This window comes from Oculatella sp. LEGE 06141 (genome assembly GCF_015207605.1).
Lineage (GTDB): Bacteria > Cyanobacteriota > Cyanobacteriia > Elainellales > Elainellaceae > Oculatella.
This window is the reverse complement of sequence record NZ_JADEWO010000005.1, coordinates 138,112-151,909: the sequence shown is the minus strand read 5'-3', so window position 1 is coordinate 151,909 and position 13,798 is coordinate 138,112. Positions and strand designations below refer to the sequence as shown.

Annotated in this window: 15 protein-coding genes; 5 read left to right on the top strand and 10 right to left on the bottom strand. The window is 47.8% G+C overall.

Annotated features, from left to right (window positions below):
* The first annotated feature begins 126 nt into the window (after positions 1–126).
* The 3 genes from IQ268_RS05910 (at position 127) to IQ268_RS05900 (ending at position 3,312) form a co-directional block, all read left to right on the top strand.
* Positions 127–558 (top strand): response regulator, encoded by a 432-nt coding sequence (locus IQ268_RS05910; RefSeq protein WP_193876505.1) that lies wholly within the window; start codon positions 127–129, stop codon positions 556–558.
* Positions 527–2,242: a response regulator gene (locus IQ268_RS05905; RefSeq protein ID WP_193876503.1), complete on the top strand. Its 1,716-nt coding sequence runs from the start codon at positions 527–529 to the stop codon at positions 2,240–2,242. The genes IQ268_RS05910 and IQ268_RS05905 overlap by 32 nt, the downstream gene beginning before the upstream one ends.
* A gap of 650 nt (positions 2,243–2,892) precedes the next feature.
* Positions 2,893–3,312: a response regulator gene (locus IQ268_RS05900; protein ID WP_193876501.1), complete on the top strand. Its 420-nt coding sequence runs from the start codon at positions 2,893–2,895 to the stop codon at positions 3,310–3,312.
* Positions 3,313–3,331: 19 nt separating this feature from the next.
* Here IQ268_RS05900 and IQ268_RS05895 read toward each other — a convergent pair whose 3' ends face one another.
* Positions 3,332–3,529, bottom strand: a complete 198-nt coding sequence (locus IQ268_RS05895; RefSeq protein ID WP_193876499.1) for a hypothetical protein — start codon at positions 3,527–3,529, stop codon at positions 3,332–3,334.
* Positions 3,530–4,028: 499 nt separating this feature from the next.
* On the opposite strand from IQ268_RS05895, the gene IQ268_RS05890 reads away from it, so the two are divergent.
* Positions 4,029–4,619, top strand: a complete 591-nt coding sequence (locus IQ268_RS05890; RefSeq protein ID WP_193876497.1) for an RNA polymerase sigma factor — start codon at positions 4,029–4,031, stop codon at positions 4,617–4,619.
* A gap of 446 nt (positions 4,620–5,065) precedes the next feature.
* Here IQ268_RS05890 and IQ268_RS05885 read toward each other — a convergent pair whose 3' ends face one another.
* The 9 genes from IQ268_RS05885 to IQ268_RS05845 form a co-directional block, all read right to left on the bottom strand.
* Complete coding sequence (locus IQ268_RS05885) at positions 5,066–5,263, bottom strand: hypothetical protein (RefSeq protein ID WP_193876495.1); 198 nt, start codon at positions 5,261–5,263, stop codon at positions 5,066–5,068.
* A 446-nt stretch (positions 5,264–5,709) separates the two neighbouring features.
* On the bottom strand, positions 5,710–6,231 hold the full coding sequence (locus IQ268_RS05880) for a peptidoglycan-binding protein (RefSeq protein WP_193876493.1): 522 nt from the start codon (positions 6,229–6,231) through the stop codon (positions 5,710–5,712).
* A 298-nt stretch (positions 6,232–6,529) separates the two neighbouring features.
* The gene (locus tag IQ268_RS05875; protein WP_228035128.1) at positions 6,530–7,027 is read right to left on the bottom strand and encodes a DUF952 domain-containing protein; all 498 of its coding nucleotides are present in this window, start codon (positions 7,025–7,027) and stop codon (positions 6,530–6,532) included.
* Between the two features lie 149 nt (positions 7,028–7,176).
* A complete protein-coding gene (petE, locus tag IQ268_RS05870; RefSeq protein ID WP_193876491.1) occupies positions 7,177–7,596 on the bottom strand; it encodes a plastocyanin in 420 nt (139 codons plus the stop codon).
* 87 nt (positions 7,597–7,683) lie between these two features.
* The gene (psbV2, locus tag IQ268_RS05865) at positions 7,684–8,181 is read right to left on the bottom strand and encodes a photosystem II cytochrome PsbV2 (protein ID WP_193876489.1); all 498 of its coding nucleotides are present in this window, start codon (positions 8,179–8,181) and stop codon (positions 7,684–7,686) included.
* Positions 8,182–8,357: 176 nt separating this feature from the next.
* The gene (psbV, locus tag IQ268_RS05860; protein WP_193876486.1) at positions 8,358–8,846 is read right to left on the bottom strand and encodes a photosystem II cytochrome c-550; all 489 of its coding nucleotides are present in this window, start codon (positions 8,844–8,846) and stop codon (positions 8,358–8,360) included.
* 534 nt (positions 8,847–9,380) lie between these two features.
* Positions 9,381–9,872 carry a YajQ family cyclic di-GMP-binding protein gene (locus IQ268_RS05855; protein ID WP_193876484.1) on the bottom strand — a complete coding sequence of 164 codons (492 nt, stop codon included), beginning with the start codon at positions 9,870–9,872 and terminating at the stop codon, positions 9,381–9,383.
* A gap of 131 nt (positions 9,873–10,003) precedes the next feature.
* A complete protein-coding gene (locus tag IQ268_RS05850; RefSeq protein ID WP_193876482.1) occupies positions 10,004–10,423 on the bottom strand; it encodes an MAPEG family protein in 420 nt (139 codons plus the stop codon).
* Positions 10,424–10,779: 356 nt separating this feature from the next.
* Positions 10,780–11,295 carry a hypothetical protein gene (locus tag IQ268_RS05845; RefSeq protein ID WP_193876480.1) on the bottom strand — a complete coding sequence of 172 codons (516 nt, stop codon included), beginning with the start codon at positions 11,293–11,295 and terminating at the stop codon, positions 10,780–10,782.
* A gap of 278 nt (positions 11,296–11,573) precedes the next feature.
* On the opposite strand from IQ268_RS05845, the gene IQ268_RS05840 reads away from it, so the two are divergent.
* Positions 11,574–13,778: an ATP-binding protein gene (locus IQ268_RS05840; RefSeq protein WP_193876478.1), complete on the top strand. Its 2,205-nt coding sequence runs from the start codon at positions 11,574–11,576 to the stop codon at positions 13,776–13,778.
* The last annotated feature ends 20 nt before the right edge of the window (positions 13,779–13,798 follow it).

Below are 13,798 nucleotides of genomic sequence, written 5' to 3'. Positions count from 1 at the left end.
TGAGCCAGTTTTGAACGTGGCTTTGCAGATTCCTTATGTTTTTTGCCACGTTTTAGTGTTTTCCTGATACAGGTATAGAGTCAGTACTATTTTGAATTTACAGCGAATATTATAGGTAACAGATTGATGGGCGTATCTAACAAAGCCATTTTATGTGTAGATGACGAACGTACTGTATTGCTGGGGCTACGAGACCAGATCGCAAAGCATTTTGGCGATCGCTACCGTTACGAAATCGCTGAAAGTGTAAATGAAGCCTGGGAGGTAATCGACGAACTAGACCAGGATGGCGTGCGGATTCTGATTATCGTTTCAGACTGGTTAATGCCCGGTACGCGAGGAGATGAGTTTTTAATTCAGATCCATCAGCGGTTTCCCAGTATTGTGACGGTTCTACTCACTGGACATGCCGATGAAACTGCGATTGAACGGGCGCGTCAATATGCCAATCTACACGCCTACATTGCTAAACCCTGGAGTGAAGAAACTCTTATCGACGTGATCAGATCAGGTCTTGGAAAGTTAGATGATGAAAGTAGCGATTGTCTGTGTGGATGATGATCGACTGATATTACTCAGTCTGCGGGATCAGTTGAGCCGAATTTTTGGGACTGACTTTATCTTTGCGTTGGCGGAAAGTGGCGAGGAAGCCCTCGGTTTATTTGCAGACCTGACGAAAGACCAGATTTCAATACCGGTCGTCATTTGCGACCAAATGATGCCCAAAATCAATGGCGATCGATTGCTAAGCCAGATCCACGCGCTCTATCCGCAAACTCGAAAGGTTCTCCTAACCGGGCTGGGGCAGTTAGATAATGTGGTTCATGCCGTCAACCATGCCAATCTGTATCGCTATCTTTCGAAGCCCTGGAACGAAATCGACCTGGAACTGACGGTACGAGAAGCGGTTCGGAGCTATTTTCAAGACCAGCAGCTAGTTCAACAAAATGCTGCCCTTTGTCAAGCGAATCGAGAATTGGCCGTTCTCAACAACAGCCTCGAACAACAAGTCGAGCAACGGACAGCCGAACTGCGGCAGCAAGCAGCGGTACTCCTTGCCAGTAAAGAAGCCGCAGAGGTTGCTAACCGCGCCAAAAGCGAATTTCTTGCTAATATGAGCCACGAAATTCGTACCCCGATGACCTCCATCCTGGGTTATACCCAACTGTTGGAAATCACCAACCTGGACGACACACAACGAGAGCATGTGCAGCGCATTACTCAAAGCGGAGAAACGCTGCTGGCGATCATCAATGACATTTTGGATCTGTCAAAACTGGAAGCCGGCAAGCTGGAGCTTGATGCAAGTGAGTTTGACCTGAAAGAGGTTATCCAACGGCTAATCTGGATATTTCAGCCTAAAGCAACAGCCAGAGGGTTAACCTTCACCGCAGTCGTTGCCCCCGACATTCCTCGAAGGCTGATTGGCCCAATGAATCGTCTGCACCAGGTGTTAACGAACCTGCTAAGCAATGCGATTAAGTTTACAGTTTCTGGCCGCGTTTCTCTGACTGTTGAGAACCAAACGCACTCTGGAGAAGACGCTAAGACAAGGCTGCATTTTAGGATTCAAGATACAGGAATTGGCATTGCCCCAGCGGATCAAGCTCGAATTTTTGAGCCATTCACTCAAGCAGATACATCCTCTACTCGCCGCTTTGAAGGAACAGGTTTAGGGCTGACTATTTGTCGCAAAATTGTTCAGTTGATGGACGGTGACATTGGTGTTGAGAGTACTTTCGGTCAGGGTTCTACCTTTTGGTTTACGATTGCCCTAAAACAGCCTAACCGTCCAACCACCCATCAATTTAGTGCAGCTTCAACCCATTCCAGGTCGGCAGCTCAATCGTCTCCGGTGGCACGCTCTACCCGTATCCTGGTCGTAGAAGACGTTGAGATAAATCAGCAACTGCTCGTTCAAATGCTGAAATTTTTGGGCTATACGGCTGATGTGGCAAGTAATGGTCGGGAAGCTCTGGTGAAACTGGCCGAACATGTTTATGACATTGTGTTAATGGATTGCCAGATGCCTACTTTGGACGGTTATGAGGCAACGCAACAATTTCGACAATACGAGAAGTCGCAACACCGAACGGTGGTGATTGGTGTGACCGCTCGGGCAATGGTGGGCGATCGCAAAAAGTGCTTGGAAGCTGGCATGGATGATTACCTGAGCAAGCCGATCAAGATCGAAGATTTAAGAGCGCTTTTAGAACGCTGGTCAGTGCCATCGGGCACTTAACGGCAGACCGTTGCAACTGCGCGAACCCAGCTTGCTGCTTCATAGACAGGTGTATCAAATTTGCTCGGTAGTCTGTTTGCGGAACAATCATACTCTCTGTCCAGGGGCACGACGCATTTCTCAGGCATCAGGCTGAATGGCTGCCGAGACTAGCCTTTTCCGCTAAGTGGCTGATGGCTTTCCCCTTTGTTATTCGCATAATTTATGGCTATTAGGGCAAGGCGATCGCAGCATGAGTCACATTTGTAACCTGCTAATTAGCGGCTTCCCCGCACGTTCTGCTGGGGGCGGCGTTGTAAAAAAACAGTTTGCTCAAGCTTCTGTGCTTAAGCGATCGGCTAAATCTATCGTTTTAATAACGGGCGCTAAATTTTAGTAACCTACATAATTTAGAAAAAAGTAGTCGTACAATAAGTCTCAATGGATCGGGGCACCATCGGAGTGAACATGCTAACTGTTTTGCAAACGCTCTTAAGTTGCAAAAACAAGAAGCCGCATAGGACTGAATAGAACCAATCAGCCAATTGCGTGTAATAGTCTCAGGTACTCTACAAGGTAATAGCTCTGCAAACGGAATTGTATTCTATTGGTGGGTTGTTAGTGCAGAGCCTTTTACAGCAAGTTCGTTAACGTTTCACCCAACTCTTTGAATGTCATTTTCCGCAGCATTCCCCCTCCAAACGTCACAGGTCTCGTCTATACGCATTTTGTTGGTTGAAGATGACCCCACCAGCCGATTGTTGCTCCACGATTATCTATCGCATTTAGGATATGTCGTTTGCAGCATCCTGAGTGGTGATAATTTTTTTCCGACACTCAACCAGTTTTGCCCCCATCTGGTGCTGTTAGACCTGAAGTTGCCGAAAGTTGATGGATACACCCTGTTGCGAGACCTCCGGCAGAACAGTGCATGGCAGCATATTCCGGTCGTTGTTGTCTCGGCTTATGCCTTTAAAGCAGATCAGCAACGTGCCTTTGACCTGGGAGCAAGCCATTATTTAGTGAAACCGATCGATCTGAATGTATTGCACCAGGTAATTGCCGAGCATCTTTTCTACACTTTAGTATAAATCAATACATTAATTTAATTTAACTGCGATCGCGCCGTTGTTGTTCAACAAACTCTTCGACGGTATGGGAAAGTTCCTGAACGAGTTGACCGACTGCAAGAATTTCAGCTTGAGCGGTGGTAGATTCTTGAGCAGTAATCAAATTAGCGAGTTGGAGGCCGCTGAGGATGCGCTCAAGCAGGTCACGTACTTCAGTTTCAAATTCATCAAGAGTCATGGTTATTCAATCCGTCCGCGCGGCCAGTAAGCGTGGTATAAAATAATACTACACTTAAAATAGCAATTCCGTAATTTATTATGACTGCGTACCAATACTGAAGTTGAATGGCGGGTCATCCTGATCCCGGTGCAGCCAGGTAGGGTTGATTCTGTTTCAAAGTCCCCGTTCGGCTGAGCGCTCACGTCGAAGCCAGAATTGGTGGGGGCTTAGCACCTGCGGCAAGCCAGAAAAGGGGGCGGTTCGAGTGGCAATCAGCACGTTTACAACATCCTCTTAGGCATACTTACAGCCATTTTCATTTGCATTCACCATGCCTTAACCCCTACACTCCACACCCATCTTGGCGAGACTGTGGCTGACTCGATTGAGAACTGCTGTAAAGGGCTTCAAGCTCATTTGCTATGTTTCAAACACCCTCAGATCACCATGTGAGAGATGTCACAATCAGGCGGTTTCTAGCACTAATAGATAGACTCCCTCACGACGCACTGCCCCAATGCCTAGCAGGATTCCGTTCTCACCACAACTACACCAGTTTGATGAAGAAATTGCTAGTTTGCTTAAAAAGCAGAATCCACGTGCACGCTCACTTTTTGCTTTTATTCAACGGACGCTGCGACAGTTTCATTTAGAAGGCATTCATTCAGAAGCTGAAATTTTTAATGAAGCTTATGTTCGTGGGGCAACCCTTGCTTCCGCTGGAACTGTGATTAACAGTCCTAAAGCATGGATGAGGCAAACAGCATTTAATGTGATCCGAGAGCTTAGCCGTCAAAGTCGGCGTTACCAATCGACAGATTATGAGCACTGTGAATCTGGAGAAATTCTGCCACTGTTAGAAGACGCGATCGCGCTAGATATTCAAGCCGTTTTGCTGGCCTTACATGCGTTAGAACCGGGCGATCGCTGCGTGATCAAGCTCAAAGCCATTGAAAGTCTTTCGTGGAAAGAAGTGAAAGAGCGGCTAATCGCAATGGGTGAAAAACCGCAAACCGAAGCTGCCTTAAGAAAACGGGGACAACGAGCCATGCAGCGCTTACGGGAGGAATATCACAAAAATCGACCGTCTAAATCGCTAGCACGTTAAGATTCGCTCAATCCATTCAATGAAGGCCACTATCCAGAAATGGTCGGCATTCTGCAAGCAAGCAGACTGCTGTCGTGTGTTTGTATTAAGCCGTTTGCGAATAGACGCGATCGCAATTAGACGATGCTTTAACAGTGCTGATGGTCACTCGAACTGCTCCCTTTGCTAGGTTGCCGCAGGTGCTAAGCCCCTGATCCTGGGAGAACTTTCAGGCTGATTCTGTTTCCAAGTTCCCCAGAACTGGAGAATTTCAGGGGCAAATGTAGCCCATTTGATACGTCTAAGGTAACTTCTTACAACTATTTGTAATGCATTATGTCTTGATTGAGCTATTACATTGCTCTGAAGTTGACCGAGTTTCAATAGATAGTTACTTACAAAAACATGCTGTTGGCAAGGAACCATTTTCCCGGGCGGATTGGGGCACTCTGATCAAACGAACCTGTTCAGAATTGAGTTGGAGATTGAGTCGATTGAGGAGATAGTTGCGGTGGCGTTAACGGAGGGGTTTGGGACTCTTCAAAGGCTACAACGAGTAGGGTTGCGATCGCCAGAATGATGATGAGCAGCCACCCTGAGTTATCACCCTGGCTTGAATCAGATAAGTCACGCCTGAATTGACAACACAAACACTGGTAAACCATGTTGTTCTGTTTAACCAATGATCTTCTGCCACACTCGGGGCATTCCATGATTGGCTCAGCTTGAAAGGTTTGCATTATTTGCTCCTACCGTATTGCCGTTCACTATATAGTGAAAAGTAGAGCTAGCTTGTGACAATTGAACTCGTGATTTGAAATGCTTTATAGTAGAAGTTGAGAGACGGATCGAAGAGAAGGCTTGAAGGTGCCGATGGCCGTTAATTAAAAGAAAATACATAAACAGCAGGATTATTCAAATCCTGTTGAGAGGATGTTTAAAAAGTGCTGAACCTCACTCGAACCGCCCCCTAACCCCCCCAAGATGGGGGACTTCCGAGCCGATTCTCGTTCAAAGTCCCCCAATTCTGGGGGATTTAGGGGGCTAATTTAGAATGTTGAGCCATTCTCGGACATCCTCTGAAGTGATAGTTAAGAAATGAAGAGTTTAATTATCTCAATCCAAGTGCTTCTCGCGTCCAGACATCAGGAATTCCTGTTGGTTCAAGTTGGTTCTCGGTTTGAAACGCAATTAACGCTGAATGGGTTTGAGGTCCCCAAACCCCATCAATTGGCCCCGGATCAAAGCCTCGATTCTTTAAATGCTGCTGGAGTTCTTTGGAGGGAAGTTTGAAGCGCTGTTTCAATTCCTCAAGCAGAGTGTAGTCATTTTTAATAGTCTCGCAATTTAAACGTTCTCGCAGCTTGGCTTGCTGATTTTCAAAATGATAAATACTAGTAGGATCTGTATTGCCTAGCTCATGGGCCATAAAGTGATCTGCTTCGTTGATCCAAAAATCCAACCACCCATCTGTTTCTGCTAGCTCTAAAATGTCGTTCAGGCGATCGGCATCGCAGGGAGAAAGCTCTTTCTTCGATGCCAGCTTGCAATATTCGTGAACAATACTCAAGCAGTCGAGCCTGAAGTGCAGCATGGCATCTGTAGTAGACAGAGACCGATTAATATGACTCATGGTATTTTCCTGGACTCTCCCACAGGTTTTGTTAAACAACATAAATAAGCGAAAGCCACATGCCAGCAGCATAGGCGCTAACGCTCCTGCTGAAAGAATAGTGACTTTATGTCGCAACCTGTGACACAAAAAAGGCAGATTTTACGTCTTTTTTACAATAAAAAAGTGTTGCCTTAATTCAAATGGGAATAATCGTTTTTAGCGATACAATTTCCAAGATTTACTTGAAAAAATAGCATCGTTATGCGATTGCTTGATTTGCATTCGTTCCGTCTCGAAATTCGGATGAATGAATTCTTTAAACCGACTTCAAAGCAGCAGGCAATGTAAACGTTCCGTTAGCGTTGGGTGAAAAATCGACGACTTGAACGATCGCATCCAAGTTAAGCGAACCGTAGATATGGGGATATTGTTCTTCGGCAACCGAGTCCGCTTGCTCTGGGTTGGGATGAATCGGCGGTTCAACCTTAATTGGCGATCGCACCCGTTCCATATCAATGACCAACAACACCAAACCATGCTGCCCTCGATAAAACGCATTGGCGACCTGAATTACCTGTTCAACCGTTGAACAATGAATAAAGCCCTCCACCTCCAAGCCCTCAGGACGATACTCTCCCTGGGTCTGTGCCGTCTGCCAATGCTCAGGGTGTGCGATGTGGATGATTAATCCCATATCATTCGGCTCCATGCAATTCTGCTGCTGTCCTGGCTCTATGTGCATCAACCTATGCGACCCATCAGGAGCCAGCCTGACTCCACCGATTTCTACAGCACCCACAAACAACTTAGGCAAAGCACCCAGTCCGACGATGAGAGTAAACCTCTCCGTTTAAGACTGAACACTTTGCCTAGATCACCACCTATGTGGTTGATATGCTGTAGTCGCTTATTATCGACGCTCTTTAACTGCCATGACACTTGAAGCGGTTCAAGCTGTCACAACTAGCCCTGGACGGTAACCTTACCGACCATGCCAGCACCACGGTGAGGAGCACAGTAGTAACTGTAATCGCCAGCGGGCATGTCACTTGTAAAGGTGACTTCAAAGGACTCACCAGGAGAGAACATCAATTGCTGATGTGAGATCTTGGTTGCAAGATCTTTGCTCTTGGTGGGAATGTTTTTGTCATCAAACATGACATTGTGGGGAGGAAGTTTATTGTTAACCCACTTAACCGTGTCGCCGGGTTGAACCGTTACGTTAGCCGGATCAAATGCCAACATACCGTTATCAGCACCCATCTTGACGGTAAAGGTTTCAGCAGATGCAGGAGAAACTGCAATGAAAAAGCTGCCGACAACCAGTGCGATCGCGCATAGGGTTAAACTTAAACTCCTCGTGACCAAAGCGATCAATTTCATGAGCTACCTCTGGAGATTTAAGTTGAAATTCACTCTCGTGTACAATTTTAGCCCGAATGTAACGCTTCTAGAGCTTTCACTCAGGCACTAGAAAGTATTTGTACCCCATCCTGGTGCTTTTTGCGCGGCTCTCAACACAAAAGCAGACAACTTTTCGGCTTCTGGCTGCGACATCCAACTTTCGGGCACCTCACGACAGAAAAACGTTTCTTCGCTACCGTCATACAGCATGGGTTTCCTTAAAAAGGTTACCAGGCTCTCGATAGTGTCCCGGGGTGGGGTGGCACCTCGCAACGCTTCCAGCGAGAGAGAAACCGTTGGGTCGGGTAGTGTTGCCCCACCCACATGGCAATTCTTACAGTTTTCCTCAAACAGCATTTTGCCTTCAGAAATTTCATCCACGCTAAATAAACGGGTGTCTCCTTGGGCATTGAGCGGCATCGGTACAGGCTCTCTCACATCCAGGTACTTCGTCACATACGAATCTAGCGTTGCCGCAGAAACGGGAGCGACTGGTCGCAATCCAACGAAGCAAGCCCCGACGATAGCAATCCACAAAACGAAGGATAAAAGTTGACGCAACATCTAGTGCGCGACCTCAAGTAATACAGGACTGATGCATTGGAGATTAAGCGAAACCAAAAGCTGACGGCGCACTCATTGGCCTGAGCCTGGATCACCTAATCTCCAATAGTACCGATCCTCTTCTTTGCTATCCTGCGACGTTGCGCTGACTAAAAGTTGATTTAACTAAACCAACCTTAGTAAAACGCCTTACCGCCAGCCCATCCTTTAGCAACCTTAGGCTGCAACAGGATGTGACCTGCGATCGCATACAAGTCGTCTTCTGTTAGATTTCGCATTTTGGGATAGATGTCTGCACTTTGAGTGCTGGGGTGCAACTCTGCAATGTCCTGCAACCCGTCATAGGTGGTTGGATTGTGCATATAGTCCACTAATGCTTCAATGTTGTCGCGTGGCGGACTCGCCAAAGCCAACGTTTGCAGACCTAGACTAACGTTCGGGTCAGTTTTGGTACCGCCACCCACATGGCACTGGGCACAGGCATAGTTAAATAAACGTTTACCTTCGACGACCTGCTGTTCAGAAATGACAACGGTCTCTCCTTCCTCGGTCAACGGCAATGTGCGGGTTGCTTCATCAAGCTGAGCAGCGATCGCTCCTCCTGCAAACAGTTGAAAGGCAAGGAATAGTGTGACCGCAACAAGCCAGATGGATCTCTTAAACATGGTTCTCCTTCTTAACGTCGCTCGGTGATCGGAAGTTCAACACAGCTTGGCTCAATCGCTAAAACTCTCGTCGCCGATCGGCATCTGGTTTTTGATAAATTTGCATTAAAACAAGGCGCTGATCGCAACTTGACCGTCTGGAGTGAATCGATCGATTGGATTCATCATCAGACTGGATAAGTCAGACTTGTAAACCCATTGATAGCTACATGCTGACGGTTAGGATTGAGCTGTTCTAATTGAATATCATGCCACTGATTGAGCGCTTTCCCAAGTGAAATCCTGGCATTGGTGGGTGAATTGTTCCAACTCGTTTGCAGCACAAATCGTTAAATTCATACCGCGATCGCTCTTTTAAGGGATAGCAAAGATTTGCAACAATCGCGATCGCCTATCCTCATACCAATTGCAGGACGATACAGGCTGTTTTCGCCTGTCTGCTTGAAACAGGCGATCGCATTGGCCGATCATTGATACGATGCAATCGAGAATAGCGCCTTCCCTTTTAGCGCACTCGTTCCTGGCACCCTGGGTTTAGCGATAGTTCGTAAACTGAAGCGCCACTGGCAATTCTTCCTGCTTCAAGCGCTGGATGATGTCCTGCAATTCGTCTTTAGACTTCGCTGAAATTCGCACCGTATCTCCCTGAATGGACGCTTGAACTTTCTTAAACTCATCTCGAATCAGCTTTGAAATCTGCTTGCCAAGCTCTGAACTGATACCTTTACGCAGTTTGATCTCTTGACGGACGCGGTTACCGCTAGCAGACTCGATTTTCCCATAGTCAAAAATCTTGAGCGACAGATTGCGCTTGGCCGCCTTAGTCTGCAAAACGGTATGAATTGCGTCTAGCGTAAACTCACTATTGGTATTGACAACGATCGCCTCTTCGCCCAAATCCAGAGTGGTGTTTGTATCCTTGAGGTCATAGCGGGATTTAATTTCCCGAACGGTTTGATCAACCGCATTGACTAACTCTTGCCGATCAAAATCGCTGACTACATCAAAGGAATAGGTGGAAGCCATGAGCTAACTAAACCAGTGGACTATAAACATCAGTGCTTAAACAGCCATTTCCCAGTCTATCGTTTTGCTGGCGTTTTGCTGGCAGAACTGACTTGATGCTAACCCTAACCGCTCAAAATCCAAACTTGATCTTACCTGCCGCCAAAGACTAGGCTGAGTGCCATCAGCGTTGCCGTTCCTAATGAACCAATCGCAAACATTAACGATCGCAAAATGGGCACGTTGAGGATATAAAACACAGAATAGAACAGTCGCGCCGTTACATGGGCGATCGCTGCAATAACTGCATAGACTGTATTTTGCCCGGTGACATAAGCCATCAGAGCTGCCGCTGCAAACAGAGAAAATGCTTCAAATGAATTTTGGTGTGCCCAGGTCGCTCGTTGAGCATAGGCAGGCAGTTTATCCAACATGGTTCGTGGTGCGGACGTGTCATACCCAACTTGCAACCGGGCATAACCCACCAACAGGAAGGGAACGTAGACTAACACAGCGGCGATCGCAATGCAGATCAGGAGCGTGCTGGGAACCGAAAGAGAGGCTAGAAACATGGCTGAACGGTAGAAATATCAACAATTTTGAATTTTGGACTGACCTCATGCCCCAGTCGGGGTGATATGGATAGGCAGGTGCTACCCCAGGTGACTAGAGACAATTAGATTGAGAGAAGTGGTTGCTGTCGCTAATCAGCAAACCAGTTAAACTATACGGCACTAAAATTGGCTGCGCTGGGCAATGGGTCAATTGACGCCACTGCAATCAGGGAATCGGCAACGGTGCCTAAGGCTACGATCCAGGAAATTCGCGTCCCCACGGCGGCAGTAATGATGGCGGCAGAACTCCGGGTCGCAACCGATGAACGTTAGTGCTGCGTTCTGCGCTCAAAGGTGAATTTGGTTCTAGCGGGTTATCTAGGCGTTGCTGTTTCTACCGATGTTTCACCCGGCCCTAGCGTTAGCTCTAACGCCGCGCCGTCGGCATAGGCTTTAACGGCCTGTCGATATACAGAATAGTCAGTTGAGAGGGTCTTGGTGTCGCCCCCCTCCTGAAACGTAAGTTGGTACTCTACTCGCGTCAGCAGTTCTGGGGTACCAATTTCTTCCATTGGGCGTTGCCGTGCTTCTAACTCATCCACCGTTGGCCGGGGTGGCAACGCCGGAAACCACAAGCCGCGATCGTCTGGCCCAGTCACCGCGTCGTCTGGCCGTTGCCCATTGGTTATGGCAAGGGAGGTGGATGCAAACTCTTCGGTACGTCTGCGGCGAAAGTTGGCCGGATCGGTTGCATACTCGACCTGCCAAACGTAGGATGTTAGCGCCGTAGCTTCATACTGGGTTGTGGTTACGGTCGTGCAACTGGTGAGAACAACGGTTAACAGTGCGCCAGAAGCGATGGGAAAAAATGTGGATTGAATCGAAACCATTTTGAGTCTGTAGGGAACCCTACCATTAAAAGCCTTTAAAGTGTGCGCTGCTTTAAAGTAACCGCGACACAGCCGAGCAACCTAACCCTCTGCATCTCTAAACTCTCTCAGTCTCAATCCAACTTTAAAGTCTCTAGAAAGTCTCTAAATAAAACGGTGAAGTCTATTTTCCGTCTCAAAACTAGATGGTAGGGTGGTCAATAATCTCCTTACTGATTATAGTTCTTTATATTTTGTCCTCAGAATTTAAACTTATTACGGCCTTGACGTCTGACAGCATGAATTCAGCCGAACAGATTGCTATCCGCCTGCAACAATTTCAAGCAGAGCAATCCTTGATTTTAGATCAAGTTGATAATGCTATTGCTCTGTTTAATCGCGATCGCCAGTTAGTCCTGTTTAACCAAAAATTGGCGCAAATGTGGAGCCTATCTACTCAATGGCTCCGAGAACAACCCTGTGATCAGGAGGTGTTTGCGGAACTGGTGGCACGGGGTTACTGGTCGCCTCAGCAGCTCATAGAATTTCATCAAGCGGTTACCCAGGCCGAGGGTGGCAACACTGTCTTTTCGTTGACGCAAGAGAACGGCGTTTGCTTGCAAATTTATACAACGCTAACGTCGGAAGGTGGGCAGCTATTCAACTTTCGCGATGTCACCATTCAGCAGCAGGCGCAGGCAAACCTGAACGAGGAAATGCGGCGACTGACGTTTCTATTAGGGTTAACAGAGCACCTGCAAACCTCGGCAGATTTGTATGATATTTGCAAATTTGCTTTGAGCTATTTGGTTCAAGCGATGAGTTCTGCATTTGGCGATGTCAAGGTTATCAAAGGAGACGGCTCCGATCGCCGCGCTACCCTGCTAACGAACTATGTCTCTGCCCAATTCATCGCCACGTATGGTGAACCAATTTCTGCTGAGATGCACGTTGCTTTGCAGCAGGGCATTCCCTACGGGCAAGGGTTGCTGTGGAAAGTGGTGGAAACGGGTGAACCCATGTTTGTGGAACACTATGCTATGAATCCTGATGGAGTGCCTGCTTTTCGTCACCCCCACATTGGGCAACTCGGAATTTTTCCGATTCCCTCTGGAGATGGCAAAATTATTGGCGTTTTAACTCTAGAATCTCGGACGCTGCGTAAACTGCAAGAGGCTCCCCAGCAAGACATGCTACTGGCCGCCTGCCGCACCCTGGGCGTGGCGATCGAACGGGTGCAGTCCCAGGAACGGCTTCAGCGAATTAACACCGACCTGGAACACGCTTCTCGCATGAAATCTGAATTTCTGGCCTCCATGTCGCACGAATTGCGAACGCCGCTTAACAGCATTCTGGGTTTTTCTGATTTGTTGCAGCGACAGACAGATAACCAATTGAGCGATCGCCAGATGACTCAAATTCAAGCGATCGAACGCAGCGGTCAACATCTGCTGTCATTAATCAACGACATTCTCGACCTATCTAAAGTAGAAGCCGGGAAAGCCGAGCTAGAATTACAGCCCGTATCCGTTCAAGACCTCTGCCGTGAATGTCTGCGAATGATTCAACCGCGTGCCGAGAAAAAGCGGTTGGGGCTAACCCTGGAACTAGACTATCGCATTCAAGAAGCAATGTTAGACGAACGGCGAGTCCTCCAAATGCTCGTCAATCTGTTGTCGAATGCGGTCAAATTTACGCCCGAAACAGGCAGCATTAAGCTCACCTGCAAACTCGCCTACGGCAACCAGTTGATGCAGGAACAGCGCCCAGATCATAGCCCTATTCATTCCAGCACGCCCTACATATGCTTTGAAGTTATGGATTCGGGCATTGGTATTCCTGAAGAGAAATGGCACCTGTTATTTCAACCCTTTCAGCAACTGGATGCATCCCTGACGCGTCGCCACGAGGGCAGCGGTTTAGGGTTGGCATTGACGAAACGACTGGCTGAACTGCACGGTGGTACGACATCGTTTCAGTCTCTTCTGGGGCAGGGTAGCGCTTTTCGCATCTGGCTACCGCTCACCGAGCAGCGGCGGGAACTTTCTGCTAGTAGCGTCACTTCCCTGACCCCGCCGCCAGTGACAGGGGCACCTGAGACAGTGTCCGCAACCGGAACCCAGCGAATTTTGATTGTTGAGGATCAGCCCTACAACCAGGTGCTTTTGACCGAACTGCTGGAACTAGAAGGATACGGGGTTGAACTCATTAGTGACGGCAACCGTATGCAGGACGCGATCGATTCCCCGTTGCTCACCAACCAGACGTTACCCGATCTGATCTTGATGGATATTCAATTACCTGGCATTGATGGTTTTGAACTCATACGACAGCTCAAAGCTCATCCACTTTGGCAGCGGGTTCCCGTAATTGCAGTGACGGCAATGGCAATGGCGGGCGATCGCGAGCGTTGCTTCGAAGCTGGAGCGAATGCCTATATGAGCAAACCCTTAGCGTTGGATGACGTTACATCCAACGTTAGAGCGCTTCTGCAACCCAAATAGGCATCTTATATTGGCTGCAT

What these genes read in the sequence shown, in the direction of transcription:
- IQ268_RS05895 (WP_193876499.1), bottom strand. Translation starts at nt 3,529, where the DNA reads ATGACTCTTGATGAATTTGAAACTGAAGTACGTGACCTGCTTGAGCGC.
- psbV2 (WP_193876489.1), bottom strand. Translation starts at nt 8,181, where the DNA reads ATGTTGCGTCAACTTTTATCCTTCGTTTTGTGGATTGCTATCGTCGGG.
- IQ268_RS05885 (WP_193876495.1), bottom strand. Translation starts at nt 5,263, where the DNA reads ATGGTTTACCAGTGTTTGTGTTGTCAATTCAGGCGTGACTTATCTGAT.
- IQ268_RS05890 (WP_193876497.1), top strand. Translation starts at nt 4,029, where the DNA reads ATGCCTAGCAGGATTCCGTTCTCACCACAACTACACCAGTTTGATGAA.
- IQ268_RS05850 (WP_193876482.1), bottom strand. Translation starts at nt 10,423, where the DNA reads ATGTTTCTAGCCTCTCTTTCGGTTCCCAGCACGCTCCTGATCTGCATT.
- IQ268_RS05840 (WP_193876478.1), top strand. Translation starts at nt 11,574, where the DNA reads ATGAATTCAGCCGAACAGATTGCTATCCGCCTGCAACAATTTCAAGCA.
- petE (WP_193876491.1), bottom strand. Translation starts at nt 7,596, where the DNA reads ATGAAATTGATCGCTTTGGTCACGAGGAGTTTAAGTTTAACCCTATGC.
- IQ268_RS05905 (WP_193876503.1), top strand. Translation starts at nt 527, where the DNA reads ATGATGAAAGTAGCGATTGTCTGTGTGGATGATGATCGACTGATATTA.
- IQ268_RS05910 (WP_193876505.1), top strand. Translation starts at nt 127, where the DNA reads ATGGGCGTATCTAACAAAGCCATTTTATGTGTAGATGACGAACGTACT.
- IQ268_RS05880 (WP_193876493.1), bottom strand. Translation starts at nt 6,231, where the DNA reads ATGAGTCATATTAATCGGTCTCTGTCTACTACAGATGCCATGCTGCAC.
- IQ268_RS05845 (WP_193876480.1), bottom strand. Translation starts at nt 11,295, where the DNA reads ATGGTTTCGATTCAATCCACATTTTTTCCCATCGCTTCTGGCGCACTG.
- IQ268_RS05900 (WP_193876501.1), top strand. Translation starts at nt 2,893, where the DNA reads ATGTCATTTTCCGCAGCATTCCCCCTCCAAACGTCACAGGTCTCGTCT.
- IQ268_RS05855 (WP_193876484.1), bottom strand. Translation starts at nt 9,872, where the DNA reads ATGGCTTCCACCTATTCCTTTGATGTAGTCAGCGATTTTGATCGGCAA.
- psbV (WP_193876486.1), bottom strand. Translation starts at nt 8,846, where the DNA reads ATGTTTAAGAGATCCATCTGGCTTGTTGCGGTCACACTATTCCTTGCC.